Origin of the sequence: Corynebacterium sp. CCM 9203, from assembly GCF_041357675.1 — a bacterium.
GTDB lineage: Bacteria > Actinomycetota > Actinomycetes > Mycobacteriales > Mycobacteriaceae > Corynebacterium.
Window position 1 is genome coordinate 518063 of the sequence record NZ_JAUERY010000002.1, and the last position, 18485, is coordinate 536547.

Annotated in this window: 15 protein-coding genes and 5 tRNA genes; 7 read left to right on the plus strand and 13 right to left on the minus strand. The window is 62.6% G+C overall.

Annotation, left to right across the window (positions count from 1 at the left end; genetic code table 11):
* Positions 1-20: 20 nt before the first annotated feature.
* The 6 genes from tgt to QWU44_RS05750 form a co-directional block, all read right to left on the minus strand.
* Positions 21-1265, minus strand: coding sequence for a tRNA guanosine(34) transglycosylase Tgt (tgt, locus tag QWU44_RS05725; RefSeq protein ID WP_370914722.1), 1245 nt, complete (start codon positions 1263-1265; stop codon positions 21-23).
* Positions 1266-1301: 36 nt separating this feature from the next.
* Positions 1302-3764, minus strand: a complete 2463-nt coding sequence (locus QWU44_RS05730; RefSeq protein ID WP_370914723.1) for an MMPL family transporter — start codon at positions 3762-3764, stop codon at positions 1302-1304.
* A gap of 177 nt (positions 3765-3941) precedes the next feature.
* Positions 3942-4032, minus strand: a tRNA-Ser gene (locus tag QWU44_RS05735).
* 65 nt (positions 4033-4097) lie between these two features.
* Positions 4098-4295 carry a CsbD family protein gene (locus QWU44_RS05740; protein ID WP_370914724.1) on the minus strand — a complete coding sequence of 66 codons (198 nt, stop codon included), beginning with the start codon at positions 4293-4295 and terminating at the stop codon, positions 4098-4100.
* 194 nt (positions 4296-4489) lie between these two features.
* A complete protein-coding gene (locus QWU44_RS05745) occupies positions 4490-5017 on the minus strand; it encodes a nucleoside deaminase (protein ID WP_370914725.1) in 528 nt (175 codons plus the stop codon).
* Positions 5018-5031: 14 nt separating this feature from the next.
* Positions 5032-5568, minus strand: coding sequence for a tRNA adenosine deaminase-associated protein (locus tag QWU44_RS05750; protein WP_370914726.1), 537 nt, complete (start codon positions 5566-5568; stop codon positions 5032-5034).
* Positions 5569-5605: 37 nt separating this feature from the next.
* Between QWU44_RS05750 and QWU44_RS05755 the strand changes: the two genes are divergently transcribed.
* Positions 5606-6619: a prephenate dehydrogenase gene (locus QWU44_RS05755; protein ID WP_370914727.1), complete on the plus strand. Its 1014-nt coding sequence runs from the start codon at positions 5606-5608 to the stop codon at positions 6617-6619.
* Positions 6620-6676: 57 nt separating this feature from the next.
* On the opposite strand, the gene QWU44_RS05760 is transcribed toward QWU44_RS05755, so the two are convergent.
* From QWU44_RS05760 to QWU44_RS05770, 3 genes are all read right to left on the minus strand, one after another.
* A tRNA-Arg gene (locus QWU44_RS05760) sits at positions 6677-6749 on the minus strand.
* 165 nt (positions 6750-6914) lie between these two features.
* Positions 6915-6987: transfer RNA gene (locus QWU44_RS05765), tRNA-Arg, on the minus strand.
* A gap of 22 nt (positions 6988-7009) precedes the next feature.
* A tRNA-Ser gene (locus QWU44_RS05770) sits at positions 7010-7101 on the minus strand.
* A 127-nt stretch (positions 7102-7228) separates the two neighbouring features.
* Between QWU44_RS05770 and hisC the strand changes: the two genes are divergently transcribed.
* Positions 7229-8251 carry a histidinol-phosphate transaminase gene (gene hisC, locus QWU44_RS05775; RefSeq protein ID WP_370914728.1) on the plus strand — a complete coding sequence of 341 codons (1023 nt, stop codon included), beginning with the start codon at positions 7229-7231 and terminating at the stop codon, positions 8249-8251.
* A 191-nt stretch (positions 8252-8442) separates the two neighbouring features.
* Positions 8443-10191, plus strand: a complete 1749-nt coding sequence (locus QWU44_RS05780; RefSeq protein ID WP_370914729.1) for a DUF5635 domain-containing protein — start codon at positions 8443-8445, stop codon at positions 10189-10191.
* 205 nt (positions 10192-10396) lie between these two features.
* Here QWU44_RS05780 and QWU44_RS05785 read toward each other — a convergent pair.
* Both QWU44_RS05785 and QWU44_RS05790 read right to left on the minus strand, forming a co-directional pair.
* A tRNA-Ser gene (locus QWU44_RS05785) sits at positions 10397-10486 on the minus strand.
* 153 nt (positions 10487-10639) lie between these two features.
* Positions 10640-11557, minus strand: coding sequence for an alpha/beta fold hydrolase (locus tag QWU44_RS05790; protein ID WP_370914730.1), 918 nt, complete (start codon positions 11555-11557; stop codon positions 10640-10642).
* A 161-nt stretch (positions 11558-11718) separates the two neighbouring features.
* Here QWU44_RS05790 and QWU44_RS05795 point away from each other — a divergent pair, with 161 nt between their 5' ends.
* Positions 11719-12678, plus strand: coding sequence for an NAD(P)H-quinone oxidoreductase (locus tag QWU44_RS05795; protein ID WP_370914731.1), 960 nt, complete (start codon positions 11719-11721; stop codon positions 12676-12678).
* A 2-nt stretch (positions 12679-12680) separates the two neighbouring features.
* On the opposite strand, the gene QWU44_RS05800 is transcribed toward QWU44_RS05795, so the two are convergent.
* Entirely contained in the window at positions 12681-13937 is a 1257-nt protein-coding gene (locus tag QWU44_RS05800; RefSeq protein WP_370914732.1) for an aminotransferase class V-fold PLP-dependent enzyme, read from the minus strand.
* Between the two features lie 114 nt (positions 13938-14051).
* On the opposite strand from QWU44_RS05800, the gene QWU44_RS05805 reads away from it, so the two are divergent.
* On the plus strand, positions 14052-14921 hold the full coding sequence (locus QWU44_RS05805) for an ABC transporter permease (RefSeq protein ID WP_370914917.1): 870 nt from the start codon (positions 14052-14054) through the stop codon (positions 14919-14921).
* A gap of 14 nt (positions 14922-14935) precedes the next feature.
* Positions 14936-15745, plus strand: a complete 810-nt coding sequence (locus tag QWU44_RS05810; RefSeq protein ID WP_370914733.1) for an ABC transporter ATP-binding protein — start codon at positions 14936-14938, stop codon at positions 15743-15745.
* A 23-nt stretch (positions 15746-15768) separates the two neighbouring features.
* On the opposite strand, the gene QWU44_RS05815 is transcribed toward QWU44_RS05810, so the two are convergent.
* Positions 15769-16539: a FadR/GntR family transcriptional regulator gene (locus tag QWU44_RS05815; RefSeq protein WP_370914734.1), complete on the minus strand. Its 771-nt coding sequence runs from the start codon at positions 16537-16539 to the stop codon at positions 15769-15771.
* 322 nt (positions 16540-16861) lie between these two features.
* Between QWU44_RS05815 and QWU44_RS05820 the strand changes: the two genes are divergently transcribed.
* Entirely contained in the window at positions 16862-18439 is a 1578-nt protein-coding gene (locus tag QWU44_RS05820) for an ABC transporter substrate-binding protein (protein ID WP_370914735.1), read from the plus strand.
* The last annotated feature ends 46 nt before the right edge of the window (positions 18440-18485 follow it).

Consider the following 18485-nt stretch of genomic DNA (forward strand, 5'->3'; position numbering starts at 1 on the left):
CGCCCGGGGATTCGATCCGCCTACCGCTTCGACGCGTAGTAGCGGCCCATGAACTCGTCCCGGAACGCCTCATAGTCACCGTTGTCGATCGCGGCCCGGATGCCGTCGACGAGGCGGATCATGAAATAGAGATTGTGCATCGTGCACAATGTGCCCGCCAGGAACTCCTTCGCCTTGAGCAGGTGGTGGAGGTAGGCGCGGGAGTAGTTCTCACTGACGTAGCCGCCGAGTTCCTCGTCGATACCCGTGAAATCCCGCTTGAAGCGCGCTCCGGTCAGTGTCATGCGCCCATCGAGGGTGTACACGCCACCGCGTCGCCCAAGCCGCGTCGGCGCGACACAATCAAAGGTGTCGGCACCGGATTCAATCGCGGTGAACAAGTCATCCGGCTCGGAGATACCCAACAGATGCCGGGGCACCTCGACGGGCAGTTCATCACACACCCAGCCGACGATGGTGCCCAGCCGTTCCTTCTCCAGGGCGCCACCGATGCCGTAGCCGCCGAAACCGCGTTTCCCCTCCGCGCGGAACTCCTCCGAGAGGGACACCAGACCGCGCGTCGCCTGCCTACGCAGATCCTCGTACTGGGCACCCTGCACCACCCCCCACAGGGACTGCAACGGCTTGCCGACGCGCTCCTCGGTCAACCGGTTGTGCTCCTCCAGGCAACGGCGCGCCCACCGGTGGGTCCGCTCCACGGATGCGTCCTGGTACTCGCGGGTGTCCATCAGCGTGGTCAACTCGTCAAAGGCGAACATGATGTCCGCCCCGAGCTGGTGCTGGATCTGCATGGAAACCTCCGGGGTGAAGCGGTGCCTCGACCCGTCGATCACACTGCGGAAATCAACACCATCCTCATCGACATGCGCGAAACGGTCCTTGTTCCGGGCCTTCACGTCGGCGGCGGTGAGATTGGTGGTGTCCATCGCCAGGACCTTCTTGAAACCGACGCCAAGGCTCATCACCTGGAACCCTCCGGAATCGGTGTAGGTGGGGCCGTGCCAGTTCTCGAACGCGGAGACGCCACCGGCAGTATCAACGATGTCAGGGCCGGGCTGCAGGTAGAGGTGGTAGGCGTTGGAGAGAATCGCCTGCGCGCCGGTTTCCCGGATCTGCTCCGGAGTCAGGGTCTTCACCGTCGCCTTAGTCGCCACCGGAATGAACGCCGGAGTGGCGATGTCGCCGTGCGGAGTGTGGATCACCCCGGTACGCCCGTGCGGGCTGGATTCCAGGCGGGTACCGAGGGTGAAGGAGGTATCAGTCATGTCAGACACTGTAGTGCCGGTGCGAGCCGATGACGGTCAGCCGCCTGCACCCACGGCCGCCGGCGTCCGGTCCTCAGTGGTTTTTCCAGGCTCGTTGAACTGTTCCTCCAGCACGGCACCCTCGATGTCGAGGGTGGGGAGGATGCGGTCCAGCCAGCGTGGCATCCACCAGGTCGCGCGGCCCAGGAGGAACATCGCGGCGGGAACGAGGCCCATGCGGATGAAGAAGGCGTCGAAGAGGACACCTGCACCGAGGGCAAAGCCGAAGATCTTGATGAACGGCAGGGGTTGGTCGATGAACGCGGCGAACACCGCGATCATGATGAGCGCGGCGGAGGTGACCACGCGGGCCCCCATGCTGAAGCCCTCGATGATGGATTCCTCGACGGCGTTGTAGCGGGAGCCTTCGGTGCGTTTCCCTCCGGTGGCGATCCAGTGTTCGCGCATGCGCGTGACCAGGAACATCTGGTAGTCCATCGCTAGGCCGAAGGTGACCCCGATGAGGAAGATCGGCATGAAGGAGATGATCGGGGCGGGTGTGTCAACGATGCCCCACAGTCCCTGCTGCCAGAACAGGACGGTGACGCCGAATGCGGCACCGACCGAGAGCAGGAACCCGAGGCCCGCGATGACGGGCACCATGATGGAGCGGAATACCACGAGCAGGAGCACGATGGCGAGTCCAACGACGACGGCGAGGTAGATGGGCATCGCCTCGGCGAGTTTCTTCGTCACATCACGCTGGATCGGGGTGAGCCCGGTGACGCCGATGTCGACACCGGTGGCGTCCTCGATCTCGAGATCGCTGGCGCGCAGTGAGCCGAGGAGTTTCGAGGTGATCGGGTCCGCTGGGCCACTGCGTGGGGTGATCAGGAGCTGGGCGGCGCGCCCGTCATCGGACAGGGCGATGATCTGGACGTGCTTGATGTCCGGGTTCGTGCTGTAGCGCTGCGCGACATAGGCGTAGGAGGCCATCGCTGCCGCGCTCTCGGGGTTGAATTCCTCGGGGTTACCCTCCCGTTGAGCGTCAACGAGGGGGCGGAGGATCTGGGCGTCGGGATTGACGTCGTGGGCGTCAATGATCATGAGGAACGGTGAGTTGATGCCCTCCCCGAAGCCTTCTGCCAGGAGATCAGCCGATTTGCGGTGGGTGGAGTTCTTGCTGAAGGTGCTGTCGGAGGGTAGCGCCATCTGGAGGTCGAGGACGGGATAGGACAGGGCGGACAGTCCTAGGACCACGACGGTGAGCACGAGGGCAGGTACCCGGTGTACAAACGTGGCCCAGGCTCGGCCCATGGTGCGCTTCTCGACGCCCGCTCCTTCCGCTGCGTCGGGAGTTTTTCCGCGGCGGCGCCCCAGGCCGGGAACCCGGCCCGCGAATGCGAAGCGGCCGAACAGTCCGAGGAGCGCCGGGAGGAGGGTGAGGGCGACGGCGACGGCGACGGCGACGGTGAACGCTGCGGACACGCCCATCCAGGAGAGGAAGGGGATGCGGACCATCGTCAGTGCGACGAGCGCGATGATGACGGTGAGGCCGGCGAACACGACGGCGGACCCGGCTGTCCCAACGGCCATGCCCGCAGCGTGTTCGGCGGAGTCCCGCCCATGTCCGTGGTTCCGCTCGGCGCGGTAGCGGGAGAGGATGAACAGGGTGTAGTCCACCCCCACCGCGAGGCCGAGCATCACGGCGAGGACCGGGGTGACGTTGTTCAGCGGGGCGAAGTGGGTGGCGATGAGGATCGCGGAGGATCCGACCGAGATACCGGCGACGGCGGTGATCAGTGGCAGGCCCGCAGCGATGAAGGAGCCGAAAGTGAACAGCAGGACGAGGAAGGCGACACCGAGGCCGATGATCTCGCTCGTCGATTTGATGACCAGAGGGTCACCGAATGCCGGGCCTCCGGCTTCAACCTGCAGTCCGGCTTCCCGGCCAACGGCCATGGCCTGCCGGATCGTGGCTCGCTGTTCATCGGTGACGTCGGCGGGCAGGGGGACGTCGAGGCTGAAGCTGGTGTATCCGATCCGCCCATCCTCACTGACCAGTGCCAGGTTGTTCGCGTCCGCTTCAGCGGTTTCCTTCGGGAGGCCCGCGCCAACCGACTGGTCAATGACCATCTTCTGGAGCTTCGGGTTGAGCGTCACGGGATTACCGAACCGCTCCCGGTCGATCACCCCGGGTACGTGTTCGTCAATGTCCGCAATGACCCGGTCGATGGCCTCGGTGTAGCGGGACTCATCGAGCCGTTCGCCTTCCGGCGCGGCGAAGACGATGGTCACACCGGTGGATGCCAAGGGGTTACGTTGGTCCGGAAAGTTCCGGACCAGGGAATCAGCGGCCGCCTCGGAGGCAGTACCGGGAATGTTGAAGATGTCATTGAAACCGCGCTGGAGTGCGCCTGCACTACCGCCGATACCCGCGACAATAATCACCCAGGCGACGAGGACAACCCATTTCCGCCGGTAGGACCAGCGTCCGAGTTTGTACAGCAGCTTGGCCACAGGTGCTCTCCTCTGTCGCGGCGGGATCCATCAGAGTAGTCCGGACATGGGGTCCGGTACTCCATCGCACCGTCAACGGCGCGGTACCGGTGTCACTGTAATACGATTCCGCCCTCAGCCGCACGGCCCGCGATCCCACACGGAAAAGACCCCCGGTTTCCCGGGGGTCTTTTCGACTGGCGGTGGCGGGGGGATTTGAACCCCCGGTTGGGGATTACCCAACACTCGCTTTCGAGGCGAGCACCTTCGGCCGCTCGGACACGCCACCGCCGACCAGCCTAACCGCACAGGGCGTCAAGGAACAAATTCCCACGACACCGTGCGGTTTGAGGACTAATCTTTCTTGAAGATGTCCTTGACCTTATCGGCTGCGTCACGGACGACCTCTTCGGCCTTCTCAACGCCTTCCTTGATGTCGGACTTCACCTGGTCGGCACGACCCTCGTTGGCCAGGTTCTCGTTATCGGTGGCCTCACCGACACCTTCCTTGATCTTGCCGCCGAGATCGTTGGCCTTGCTTTCAAAACCCATGATGAAAACTCCTTTGTTGATGGGTGAATAGGATGGCCCCATCTTAGGTGCCTTCTTTGGAACAGGCACGCCCGGACATCAACTTTATCCGTACCGTTATCTGCCACAGTCATTCCGAAGCAGCGACCGAACAGCACCTCAGCGACCACACAGGCTCCACACATTAAATAGATTGAGCTGGGTAATCTCCACCATCACGGACAGTTCCCACCACCCCTTCCCGTCACTTGCACCCCCGCATGCCCACGGAATCGATCAAAGAAACCGGTCATGAGTTCAGCACACTCCACACCCAGCACGCCCCCACGCACAGCAGGCCACCGCACAGCACCAGATGGCCGGAGAACATCGCGGACACTGCCACAGGCACCGGTCCTGGGTTCGAAGGCACCGAAAATGACGGCATCCACCCGGGCATCCATCAACGCTCCAGCGCACATCGTGCACGGTTCCAGGGTCACGACGAGTGTGCAGCCCGTGAGACGCCAACCATCACCGTGAACGCGGGCGGCACTCCGGATCGCCAGTATCTCCGCGTGGGCCGTGGGGTCACCGTCCACCTCGCGCCGGTTCGTCGCCGCCGCAAGCTCTCTGCCTGCCGCATCGATAATGAACGCCCCAACCGGAACGTCATCCTCCGGTGTCGTGCGGGCAATCCGGATGGCCCTGCGCATGAGCGCCTCCGCCCGGACCAACCCCTCCGGTTCAGGCAGCACCGACACGACTGAAATCCCCGTCAGTCAATGTCGAGATCGACGGCATCCGCCAGCTCAGACTCGAAGCCGAGCTCAGCGGCGATCCGCAGCAACTGCTCGGAAGCCCACAACTCCGAGTCATCACAGATGACCGTCATCACCTGTTCGCTGACACCCAGGTCAGCGAGGATCGCGATGTCACCCTCAGCCCACGGATCAACCTTGTCCAGCTCATCAGAATCCAGTTCCGGAATATCCGCCCCGATCTCATCCAACGCCCCGGCCGCGAGTTCATCACCGATCGCCATGGTCGCATCAGACAACAAAATGCGGACACCCCCAGGAGTGGGACGGAGAATCAGGAAGTACTCATCATCCACACAGAGCATCGCGAATGAGGCGCTCTCGCTCCTCAAACGCCCGACCGCGGCAACGGCATCATCGATCGAATCGAAGCAATCATCGATCTCACGGACATCCCACTCACCGCCTGCACGCGAGACGGTCACGGCGAAACAGAGATCATCGTCATGTTCGGCGGCATCACCGTCGAAACCGTCAAAGCCATTGGAATCCATACCGGTAACCGTAGTCGCGGTATGGGAGAATTGTCAGATGACCACCACCGTAATTTCCCGCCCCGTCTGCATCCTCGGCCTCGGGTTGATCGGCGGATCGCTGCTCCGCGATCTCGCCGCATCCGGGCATCCCGTATTCGGCTACAACCGCTCCCCCTCCGCAGCCCGCACCGCCGCAGGCGAGGGCTACGACGTCTCCGATTCACTCGTCGATACGCTCACCCGGGCACAGGAAAGCAACGCACTCATCGTGTTGGCGACTCCAATGCCCGCGATTCCCTCCCTCCTGGATACCATCGACACACACGCCCCCGACTGCGGTTTCACCGATGTGGTCAGCGTGAAAGCGAAGGTGTTGGAACTCGTCCGTGAGCGCGACATGACTGACCGCTACGTCGGCGGTCACCCCATGGCCGGAACCGCGGACAGTGGCTGGACAGCCAGCCAGCACGAATTGTTCAGGGGAGCCGCCTGGGTGGTCACCTTCGATCGCGCTCTCGACGACACACCCCCGCCATCCGACTGGGTGTCCCTCTGGATCGACGTGGTGCACATGGCGACCCGCGTCGGCGCCGAGGTCATCCCAGCTCAGGTCGGCAACCACGATGCCGCAGTAGCACGCATCTCACACCTCCCACACCTGCTCGCCGAATCCCTCGCCATCGTCGGAGACAACGGTGGTGCGCTCGCACTTTCTCTCGCTGCAGGCAGTTTTCGCGACGGTACCCGTGTCGCGGGCAGCGCCCCCTCCCTCGTCCGCGCGATGTGCGAAACCAACAATGAGGCACTCCTCGAAGCACTCGACGAGACTCTCGCACTACTCAACGATGCCCGTGCCAACCTCACCGGGGAACGCCCCAGCATCGAAGAACTCGTCGATACCGGATACCGCTCCCGAATCCGCTACGAAGCCCGATCCGGAATGCACACCAGCGACGGCAGCCTCCTCGCCTCACCCCGCCCAGTGATCCGCTTCCAACCCGGTACCCACGGATGGGTCAACCAGCTCGCTCACGCAGAGATGCTCGGCGCACGTATCGAGGTCTACTGACACAGAAAAAGAAGAACCCGGTACCGCGTGGTCATGGTACCGGGTTCTTCCGAACGGTGCGCCCGGAGGGATTCGAACCCCCAACCTTCTGATCCGTAGTCAGATGCTCTATCCGTTGAGCTACGGGCGCATGTCATCATGACCGAGATGGCCCTGGCAACGAGGAACTACATTACACCCGCACCGGATGGCTCTACAAACACGCAGGTGAATGAATGCCTTCGTGTACACAAAAGGAACGGCCCCGAACCAGTTTCCCAGTCGGGGCCGTCGCCATTTCTGTCTCAACACAGAGTGCGCCCGGAGGGATTCGAACCCCCAACCTTCTGATCCGTAGTCAGATGCTCTATCCGTTGAGCTACGGGCGCTTATTCAATTAACCCTTACGGGTGGCGGAGGCGAGAGGATTTGAACCTCCGGTCCTCTGTTAGGAAGACAACTCATTAGCAGTGAGTCCCATTCGGCCGCTCTGGCACGCCTCCATCGACCCCACAAACACTGCACGAATGCAGACGATGTGAAACCAGCGATGATATTACCCCGCGCACACCCACCACAGCAAAACCACAGGCCATACAGCCACATTCACCGGGTTGTAGTCTTGAACACATGATCCGCGATGATGTTTCCGCCATTCCCGCCTACGTTCCGGGAAAGGCAATGCCCGACGCCCTCAAACTCTCCAGCAACGAGGCCGCACACCCACCGCTCCCCAGCGCCGTGGAGGCGATGATCGACGCGGCACGTGCCGTGAACCGCTACCCGGACATGGGCGTCGTCACGCTGAAAGCGGAACTCGCCGACACCCTGGGACTCACCCCCGAACAGATCGCCGTCGGCTGCGGATCCTCCGCACTCTGCCAGCAGCTCATCCAAGCCACCTGCCGAGCCGACGACGAAGTCATCTTCGCCTGGCGTAGCTTCGAGGCATACCCAATCTTCTGCAAGGTCGTCGGCGCGAAACCCGTCATGATCCTCCTCGACGACAACCACCGGCACGACCTCGACGCGATGGCCGCCGCCATCACCGAGCACACCCGGCTCATCTTCGTCTGCAACCCGAACAACCCCACCGGCACCACTATCTCTGACGCCGAGTTCACCGCCTTCATGGACCGCGTCCCGAACGACATCGTCGTCGTCCTCGACGAGGCGTACATCGAATACGTCCGTGACGAGAACAACCCGGTATCCACCGAACTGATCCACCACTACCCGAATCTCATCGGCATGCGCACCTTCTCCAAGGCCTACGGCCTCGCCGGGGTCCGCGTCGGCTACGCCTTCGGCAACCCCCTGGTCATCGACGCCGTCAACCGCGTCGCACTCCCGTTCAGCGTCAATGCCGTCGGCCAGGCCGGGGCACTCGCATCCCTGGCGGCAGCCGATGAACTGCTGAGCCGCACCGACGAAGCGGTCACCCAACGGAACATCGTCACCGCCGAGATCCCCGGTGCGGTGGAATCCCAGGCCAACTTCGTCTGGATCCCCACCGGAGACGCCCGCCACATCGCCACCGAACTCGCCGGTCACGGCGTGCTGGTCAGGGCATTCGACGAAGGAATCCGGGTCACCGTCACCACAGACGACGAGACCCGGACATTCCTCGACGCCTGGCGGCAACTCATCTAGCGGAGCCCCTAATCTGCACGGTTTCACCACACATGGCCCAAACCGTGCAGAATAGCGCCCCCCCTAATCTGCACGGTTTCAACGCGCCGGACCCAAACCGTGCAGAATAGCCACCCCCCTAATCTGTTGATACGGTGGAGGCGGCGGCGTAGCCCCCAACCACCGTAGGTCGCATCAAGGCAAGGGTCCCCATGGAGAACTTCAAGCCCACCCGCAGGTCAGAGCTTGAGAATCTGGTGGAGTCAGTGTTGTCCGCCGAGCGGGACGGGCGCCTGCTCAAGACAGACGAGTCCGAGGCCCTCGATTTCAAAGAAGAAGCCGGGCGCCGACGCGGTCGCGAGCTCGAACCAGGGCAACCGACCAATCCTGAAGCAGCGCAGAAGCTCGCCGACGAAGTAGCGTGCATGGCCAACTCTCCCGGGGGCGGGGTGCTCATCGTCGGTGTCGAGGACCGCAGCGGTCGGCTCATCGGTACCGAGCTGGACAGCGAATGGCTTCGACAGAAAATTCACCATGCAGTCGACGTGGCCCCCCGCATCGATGTCCGGCACGTTGCCGGCTTTCGACTCCTGGTGATCTATGTCGCCGAGGCACGCGAACCCGTTCCCGACACGGGAAACAATTTACGCTGGCGCGTCGGTGATTCCTGCACGAAAGTTGACCGCGCCGAGTGGTGGGCCCACCGCGATCGAGCCCGGGGGCTCGATCCCCTCGCTGCCCGAAGCGACAAGAATCTGGATGCTGTTCGACCTCATGCGCTGGAACTCGCACAGAGTTGGTCCCGCGATCACTCCTCCACCCCGGAGGAATACCTCCGAAAAATCGGTGCGCTCAGCGCCGACGGATACCTGACAGTGGCAGCAGAAATACTCTTCACCGACACCGGCAGAACGTGGCTTTCCTTCGCCGCCATCGACGTGGAGGGCGGTCACGTCCTTGACCAGTACGACGCGAACCCGAGGCACAGCCTCCTCGAACAGATCGCCGCCATTGAACAACGGGTAGACGCCCACAACACCACCTTCACGCAGAAAGCGGGGCTGTCACACCGTCGAATCCTGGCTGTCCCGCAGGAAGCGGCGCGCGAAGCGATGCTCAACGGACTCATCCACCGCGACCTCGAACGACGGGAACCAACCGACATCAGGTGGATGACCCTCGACAGCACCCATATCGTACGGAGCCCCGGCGCCTTTCCCGACGCGATCAGCACCGACAACATCCTGAGCAATAGAAACGCCCGTTATCCCGCCCTCGCCGACTTGTTCCGGGCGATTTCCCTCGTTGAAAAGCAGGGGCTGGGGGTTGACCGAATGTACCTGTCGATGATGGCTCTCGGCCACCGGCCGCCCCTCATCACCGAGGTCGCCGGGCCCTTCGTCGAGTGCATTCTGCAGGGTGGGGAACCCCTGTACCCGATGATCTCCCTCGTCGATCATCTGCGCCCGCAGGAGCGTGCCTCAGACCTACGTATCATCGCAATTCTCTACCGGCTACTAACCCACGCCTTTATCACCACCGGCGAAATCGCGAGCATTCTCCAAAATTCCTCACAAGCCGCAGAAATCGCCATCTCCGCGGCTCGGCAGACCACCATTGCCGGCCATCCGCTCATTGAATCGATCCAACCGAGCGCCTGGGTACTGGGGAAAGGCGCCCGAAGCGTGGCTCTCGAAGAAGGCGACGCATGCAGTGCAGACGATTTCGTCGGATACCTCAACCCCACTACGGAAGGGCCACTCACCGAAACCGCCCGTCAGTGGCTCCATCAGTTCGAGGAGATAACGACCGGTCAGCTCATGTCGCTGTGCGACATCGGCAGAACCAAAGCGAGACGCATTCTCGACGGTCTCGTATCCTCCGGGGAGGCCACGTTCATCAAGGCTGGGCGAAGCAGCCGCTACCGGGCCATCGTCGCCACAGATACCCCGGGACATTGACCGACCGGTCCATCGCCGTCTTCATCCCCCTAATCTGCACGGTTTCACCACACCCGGCCCAAACCGTGCAGAATAGCCACCCCCTATTCTGCACGGTTTCAATGCACCAGGCTCAAACCGTGCAGAATAGCGCTCCACCACTAAACGACATCCGTACGTGATCCCCGAAGATCCAGAAAACCCCCTGCTGCACAGGGGGTTTCTCTGGCGGAAGTAGAGGGATTTGAACCCCCGGTCCGTTTCAAGGGACGCTCGCTTTCAAGGCGAGTGCATTCGGCCGCTCTGCCATACTTCCAGAACCATCGCAGTGGTCGGTTCCATCGACAGAGCCGACGGGACCGAGTCAAAAACAACGGTGTCTTCCGATGATAATCAATCTGGTATCGGTTATGCACATCGAGGCGGTGTGACACCCTCGGGTGTTCCACCAAACACGGACGCGACGTGTCTAGCAACCCGCGCTCCCCGTTGCCTGCCGGAGATGGTCGGTCACGGCGCGCAGGACTTCCTCCAGGTTTTCCTCGACAACGAAGTGCCCGGCGTTGACGGCCCCACCTCGGACGCGGGGGAACCACGCCCGCCACGCATCGAGCGGATTCACCTGCCGCCCCACCACCCCCTGGTCTCCCCAGAGTACGAGCGCCGGGATATCGGAGATTTTGTCGAGGTCTGCGCGGTCGTGTTCGACATCGATCGTCGCTCCGGCGGCATAATCACCGCACCATGCCGCGATGACCTCGGGGCGGAGGGCAGCGTTCTCGTAGTCCTGCAGGGCTTCCGGATCAAAGGAATGGGACGTGCCGCCCATTCCGGCGAGCTGCGCCCGGAGAAATGCCAGGGGGTTCCCGCCAATCAGACACTGGGGTAGTGGTGCGGGCTGCGAGAGGAACACCCAGTGGAAATAGCGTTTGGCCAGGGTGGCGTCCATGATATCCCAGACCAGGTAGGTAGGGAGGATATCCAGGAGGGCGACGGAGAGCACCGCATCCGGATGGTCGAGAGCCATGCGGTAGGCGGCGCGGGCACCTCGGTCGTGGGCCACGACGTGGAACCGATCTCGTCCGAGGTGTGCCATGAGTGCGATGAAGTCGGCGGCCATCGTACGGAAGCTGAAGTCTCCATCATGGGCTGCGGATTGGCCATATCCGCGAAGGTCCGGGATGACGACGAAATGATCCTCCGCGAGGTACGGGGCCATCCGGTGCCACATCGCGTGCGTCTGTGGATATCCGTGCAGCAACAGAACCGCTGGGCCGGTACCCCCGGTTCGGGCATGGATGGCAGCTCCGGGGACCGGAACCCTGATGGTGTCGAATCCCTCGTACACGGCGAAAATCTCCCATCTGATAGCGCGGAGCAGTGCCATTTTTACGGCGCCCCGTGCCCCGATGCTACCGATGCCTGCCCTCAAAGATCCATCTTCGACGTACCGTCCTTCCTGCTTTCCGGACGTCCAGTAGGGGTGGTGGCCAATGTGAACTTGAAAGCCTCAGCGCGACATAGGCCATCTCCCCTACGCTGGTCCATATGAAGGCAATCACACTGGCGAATCCCGACGACAAAACATCACTCACATGGAGTGAGGTCCCCACCCCCACCATCAGGCCCGGTGAGGTGTTGGTCGAGGTGAAGGCCGTGGGTGTCAACCGTGCCGATCTATTACAGGCTGCGGGTCACTATCCGCCGCCGCCCGGGGTGTCCGAGATCATCGGTCTCGAGTGTGCGGGAGTGATCGCGGACCCGGGTGACTCCGGCCGGGAGAAGGGGGAACGGGTGGCATGTCTGCTGGCAGGTGGCGCATACGCGGAGTATGTCGCGGTTCCGGCCGGTCAGCTCCTGCCGATCCCGGAGGGGTACTCTTTCGCGGAGGCGGCCTCCGTCGTCGAGGTTGCCTGCACCCTGTGGTCAAACCTGGTCATGGTCGCAGGACTCCACGAGGGGCAGACGGTGCTCCTGCACGGTGGCGCAGGCGGGATCGGCACGTTCGGCATCCAGTTGGCGAAGCAACTGGGCTGCACTGTCGCTGTCACGGCCGGGTCCGCAGAGAAACTTGCGACGTGTCGTGAGCTGGGCGCAGACATCCTGGTGAACTACCGGGAGGAGGATTTCGCAGAGGTGCTGAAAAATCGCGCCGACGTGATCTTGGACATCATGGGCGCCAAGTATCTCGACCCGAATCTCCGGGCGTTGGCGATGGGCGGGCATATCGTGGTCATCGGTATGCAGGGTGGCGTGAAGGGTGAGCTGAACATCGGCCGCCTACTGTCCAAGCGTGGCTCGATCTCGGCGACTGGTCTGCGTGGCCGTGATCTGGAGGACAAGGCGCGGATCGTGGCGGAGGTCATCGAACACGTATGGCCGATGCTTGACGACGGTCGCATACAGGTCACCATCCATCGCACGCTCCCGATCAGTCAGGCCGCAGAAGCACACCGACTACTGGATTCCGGCGAGGTCACGGGCAAGCTGATCCTCACCGTCGAGTAGCCTCAGCCGAAGGAGGCGACGGCGCGGGTCAGTTGGTCAATGTCGGCCGTGGTGTTGAACGGGCCGAGGGCCACGGTCACTGATCCACCGGCCTCCCACGCACCCATCTGTTCCAGAAGTGGGTCCGACGGGCTGACCGTGGTGATGAGCCGGTTGGCCAGGAGCCGCTGCTGCACGACCTCTGCGGCGACGCCGGGAACCACGAGGCTGACCCTCGGGACCCGATCCTGCCGGTACACGTCGCCTGCGGTCTCCCCTGTGATCCCGAGCAGGTGAAGACGACCGAGCCACTGGAGGGAGTCGATGAGGTGAAGGGAGAGGAAGTGCATGTAGTCCTCCAACTCACCCGTCGACGCGATGAGTCGGTTCCGTCGACTGCCACGGGCGTTCTCCTTGAGATCGGCGAGGTGATCCACCGCCGGGGCAACACCTCCGAGGAGACCTGTGGGTAGGGGGCCAAGCTCAAGTTTCGCCGCACTGTTTTCCGGCGCACCGTCCCAGATGGCGTCGAGACGCGGGAACATCGTCGTGTCCCGGAACACCAGCGCCGATATCTGGGGTCCACCGAATGCCGCACAATCCACGAGGACGATATCTGCACCCCACTCGTCCATATCAATGCCACGATATGGCGCAATCGCCGACGCATCAACCAAAACCCAGGCGCGTGATCGGGAGTGTACGGTCTCCGCGATCTCCCGGACCGGAGCCACGGTACCCAGGAGCCGGTGCGCCGCGTTGACAACGACGAGTCTGGTCGAGCCGTCGACGAGCTCCCGGTACTGCCAGGCCGGCCATTCCCCGGTACCCAGATCCGGCTCCGCCCATCGCAGCGTGACCCCCTCACCCGCCCCCAACGCGGTGAACGGCCCGTTCAGCGACGGATCCGCGAACCTGCTCAGAATGACTGATCCGCCTCGACGTAGCCGCGGGCGGACCGCGTCAGCGAGGGAACGCAAGAGTACATCCCGATTCGGCCCCAGCACCACCCGGTCTGCGGACGCGCCGACGAGATCGGCGAGGGCACGACGGGCGGCAGTGGCGTGTGCTCCACCGATGAGCTCGCCCCCCGGGGCGGTCAGACCATGGGTACCGGTGGCAACCTGGCTCTGCGCGGCTGAGGCGGAGGTACGAAAGGCTGTGGCGACACCCGATGCGACCCGTTCCGGGATCTGCGGGAGTTCGTGTGCGTTGAGATACGTCCACCCGTCACTCAATGACACATAGAGTCCGCGCACTCGGGCAACATCAAGCGCCATGTCCGCCTCCTCTTCCATCCGGGTGATCATCCGCCAGTATGCCCGCCCACCGCGCACAGCGCATCCGGGGCCGCTAGGGTGTTCAGTGTGTCAGATAGCCATTCAACCAAAGACCTGTCAGGGGACATAGCGCGGCTGGTCCGCACGGAAGACCCCGGCGAACATCGTTCTCGGTCGACCACGTTCGCCGCGGCGTGGTCTGATCTCGTGCGTGGATTCTTCCAGCATGAGCTGTGGCTTCAACTCGGCTGGCAGGACATCAAGCAGCGTTACCGACGCTCCGTTCTCGGCCCGCTGTGGATCACCATCGCCACCGGCGTGATGGCTGTGGCCCTCGGACTACTCTATTCCGTCCTGTTCCGGATCCCGGTGTCCGAGTTCCTGCCGCATGTGACCGTGGGCTTGATTATGTGGAACTTCATCTCGGGCGCGATCAAGGACGGCTCGGACATCTTCATCGAGAACGAGGGGTTGATCAAGCAACTCCCCAGCGCACTGTCGGTGCACGTCTACCGGCTGGTGTGGCGGCAACTGCTTTTCCTCGCGCACAACATGGTGATCTGGCTCGTGCTGATCATGGTCTTCCCCCGCCCACTCGGGATGCAGGGGTTCCTCGCCATCCCGGCGCTGTTTCTTCTCGTACTCAACGGCGTATGGGTGTCTATGTTCTTCGGCATCATCGCCACCCGCTACCGCGATGTCTCCCCGCTCCTCGAAGCACTGGTACAGCTATTGTTCTACATCACGCCCATCGTGTGGACCACAGAGACCCTCAAAGGTCAGGGTGGGGAGATCTCGGAGCGGGCGAAACTCGCTCAACTCAACCCGTTCTACCACTACATGGAGGTGCTGCGGGCACCGCTCATCGGTGCCGATCTGCCCGCATACCATTGGTGGATCGTCATCGGCTGCACCGTCCTCGGCCTGGGCCTGGCGTTACTCGCCATGAAGCAGTGGCGATTCCGCGTCAGCTACTGGGTGTAAGGAGAAAACACCACATGGTTTCCATAGACACCTACAACGCCTGCGTCGATTTCCCAATCTTCGACGCCAAATCCCGCTCCATGAAAAAAGCGTTCCTCGGCGCCGCGGGCGGGGCCATCGGACGGAACTCCGACAATGTCGTTGTCGTCGAGGCTCTGAAGGACATCAATCTGCACCTGCGGGAGGGAGACCGCGTCGGCCTGGTCGGACACAACGGAGCGGGCAAATCCACACTGCTGCGACTACTGTCCGGCATCTACGAACCGACCCGTGGCAGCGCGCACATCCATGGCCGGGTCGCACCCGTGTTTGATCTCGGGGTGGGGATGGACCCGGAGATCTCCGGCTACGAGAACATCATCATCCGCGGTCTCTTCCTCGGTCAGACACGGAAGCAGATGAAGGAGAAGATGGATGAGATCGCGGATTTCTCTGAACTCGGCGAGTACCTGGCGATGCCACTGCGCACCTACTCCACAGGTATGCGGATCCGCCTCGCGCTCGGAGTGGTCACATCGATCGAACCGGAGATCCTGCTTCTCGACGAGGGTATCGGAGCAGTCGATGCGGCATTCATGGCGAAGGCACGCGCGAGGCTGGAGGAACTGGTGTCCCGTTCGGGCATCCTCGTGTTCGCGTCGCATTCCAACGACTTTCTCGCCCAGTTGTGTGACACGGCCCTGTGGGTCGATCACGGCCAGATCCGGCAGGCGGGTCGCGTCGATGACGTGGTCGAGGCTTACGAGGGCAAGGGGGCCGCAGATCACGTCCGGAATCTGATCCGTCGGATGGAGCGGGAAAAGACAGGCATCGACGGGGGCTGACCACCCCAAACCGCGAGGTGCGGTTACCGGTTGTCGAGGATCATCTCCAGCGGCCGATAGTGATCCCGAGCCGCCCGCTCATAGGCGCGGACATCGCCCGCCATCGCCGCCTCGAGCATGTCACCGTGGGCGTGCGCGGTCTGGACGAGTCCCTCGTGTACGGCCAATCCCAGGGTGGGCACCACCGCCTGATGAATCTGCCAGAAGGAACTGACCAGTTGCCGGACAACCTCGTTCCCGGCAAGGGCGAGCAGCCCGTCATGGAACGCGAGATCCGCATCCGAGAAAGTTTCCCCCCGTTCGGCGCTGTCCACCATCGAATGAACCAGTGCGGTCAACCCAGGTTGATTCGTTCCGCGCAGTTTCCCGCAGAGCGTCTCCGCCATACCCAGATCCAGGAACCTGCGAACCCGGACCACCTCACGCAGTGTGGCCAGATCGCCGCCCGCGGACAACGTCGCTTTGAAGATGAGGGCCTCCACCAGCGGAGACATAGACAATGCGCCCACGAATGAACCTGCCCCCCGGCGGACGATGACAATATCGAGTGCCTCAAGTCGGCGCAGTGCCTCCCGGACGGAGGATCGAGAGACGTCCAGTGCCTCAGCCAGACTGGTCTCCCCGGGGAGGGGATCCCCCGGGCGTAGCTGATTATCCAGAATGAACTGTTTGATCGCCTCGCTGGTGGCATCCTTCCGGTTAGGCACCTGCGCCCGGGCTCGTGACACCGACCGCCCCACGGGCCGCTCCTCCACCGAGTCTGTCCCCGGATCTCCGGCATGCGTCCTGCTCATGCTCCCAAGCTATCACGGTTGTCCGACATGCCAATCCCATAGATGACACTGTGGCGGGAATCTGTCAGTGCAACAACTGTGCCTGTGGCCATAGTTTCAGTATATTCAGACACATCTCACTTCATGGAACTATCACGGATTACCCGTTTAACACACCCCCGTGGGGGTAGTGTGCAATCCTAAAAGCACATGTCACGAACCAATATATTGAGTTTGTTCACCATGTGTTTCGGATATCGTTGAGCTGGCGTTATTCACCACGTATCATGAACATCGTTAGATGTCTGACAAGTTTCCCGCGTCCCCCACTGAGGAGCCCCTAATGCGAGCACCCACTTCACAGCGCACACTGGCCCGAATGGCCGGGCTGGTAGCCATCGCCGCTCTCGGCCTGACCGCCTGTGGCGGCGGCACCACCACCGGCACAAACTCAAGCGGCGGTGCCTCCGGTGACACCGGCGACGGCACCAGCATCATCACCGCCGCCGTCGGATACGACACCGACAACTACGATCCCGGTACGACCACCTCCGCTCTTGCCCTCGCCGCCAACTGGCACACCATGGAGGGTCTGACTGAACTCGACCCGGCGACGCGTGAGGTTTATCCGGCTCTCGCCGCGGCGCTGCCCGACAAGGTGGACGACACCACCTACGAGGTCACCCTGCGTGACGGCGCCAAGTTCTCCGATGGAACCGACGTGACCTCCGCCGACGTCGTCGCCGCATTCAACCGCACCATGGAAGGCTTCTACGCCCCCATGCTGAGCTTCATCGACACCGTCGAAGCCAACAGCGACAACTCCGTGACTATCAAGACGAAGTACCCCTTCTCCCTGGTCAACGAACGCATTTCCTTGGTCAAGGTCGTCCCCCAGGACCAGACCGACGACGAGCTGAAGTCCGCACCGATCGGTACCGGCCCGTACAAGATGACCGAAGCCATCAAGTCCAAGCACGTCAAGTTCACCAAGAACGAGAACTACAACGGCGACCGCCCCGCCGGTGCCGATGAGATGCGCTGGGACATCCTGGTCGACGACACAGCGCGAGTCACCGCCATGAGCGAAGGCTCCGTCGTCGCCATGGAGAACGTTCCCTCCGTGAGCAAGAGCCTGCTCGAAGGCAAGGTCGAAATGGAGTCCAAGCAGGGCTTCAACCTCCCCTTCGTCATGTTCAACACCCAGAAAGCTCCCTTCAACGACCCGAAGGTCCGCCAGGCGGTACTCTACGGAATCGACGCCCAGGAGCTGATCGACAACACCCTCGACGGCAACGCCAAGGTAGCAACTTCCTTCCTCCCCGAGGCACACCCGAACTACCACAAGGCGTCCGAGGTCTACTCTTATGACCCCGAGAAATCGAAGGAACTGCTGAAGGAGGCCGGTGTCGAGGATCTGCACTTCACCCTCAACACCACAGACCACGGCTGGATCGCCAACATGGCGCCGCTCATCCAGCAGCAGCTCGCCGGTGCCGGCATCACCGTCGACACCATCGACACCCAGGCGTCAGGCGCAATGTACTCCAACGTCACGGACGTGGATGACCCGCAGTTCGACGTGGTGCTCGCTCCCGGAGACCCCTCGGTCTTCGGCAATGACCCCGATCTGCTGATGAACTGGTGGTACGGCGACAACGCCTGGACCCAGAAGCGCTCCGGCTGGAAGGGGTCCGAGGGCTACACCAAGCTCCACGAACTCATGGACAAGGCCGTCCGTGCCACCGGCGACGAGCAACAGGATCTGTGGAACCAGTCCTATGACGTTATCGCCGAAGAAGTTCCGATCTACCCGCTGTTCCACCGCAGCGTCACCTCCGCGTGGAACAAGAACAAGATCGAGGGATTCCAGCCGATCGCTCTGACCGGCATCTCGTTCCTCGACGTCAACACCAAGTAACACCCCCACCCGAAGCAGACACCGTGGCCCCCGCCCCGCTTGACGC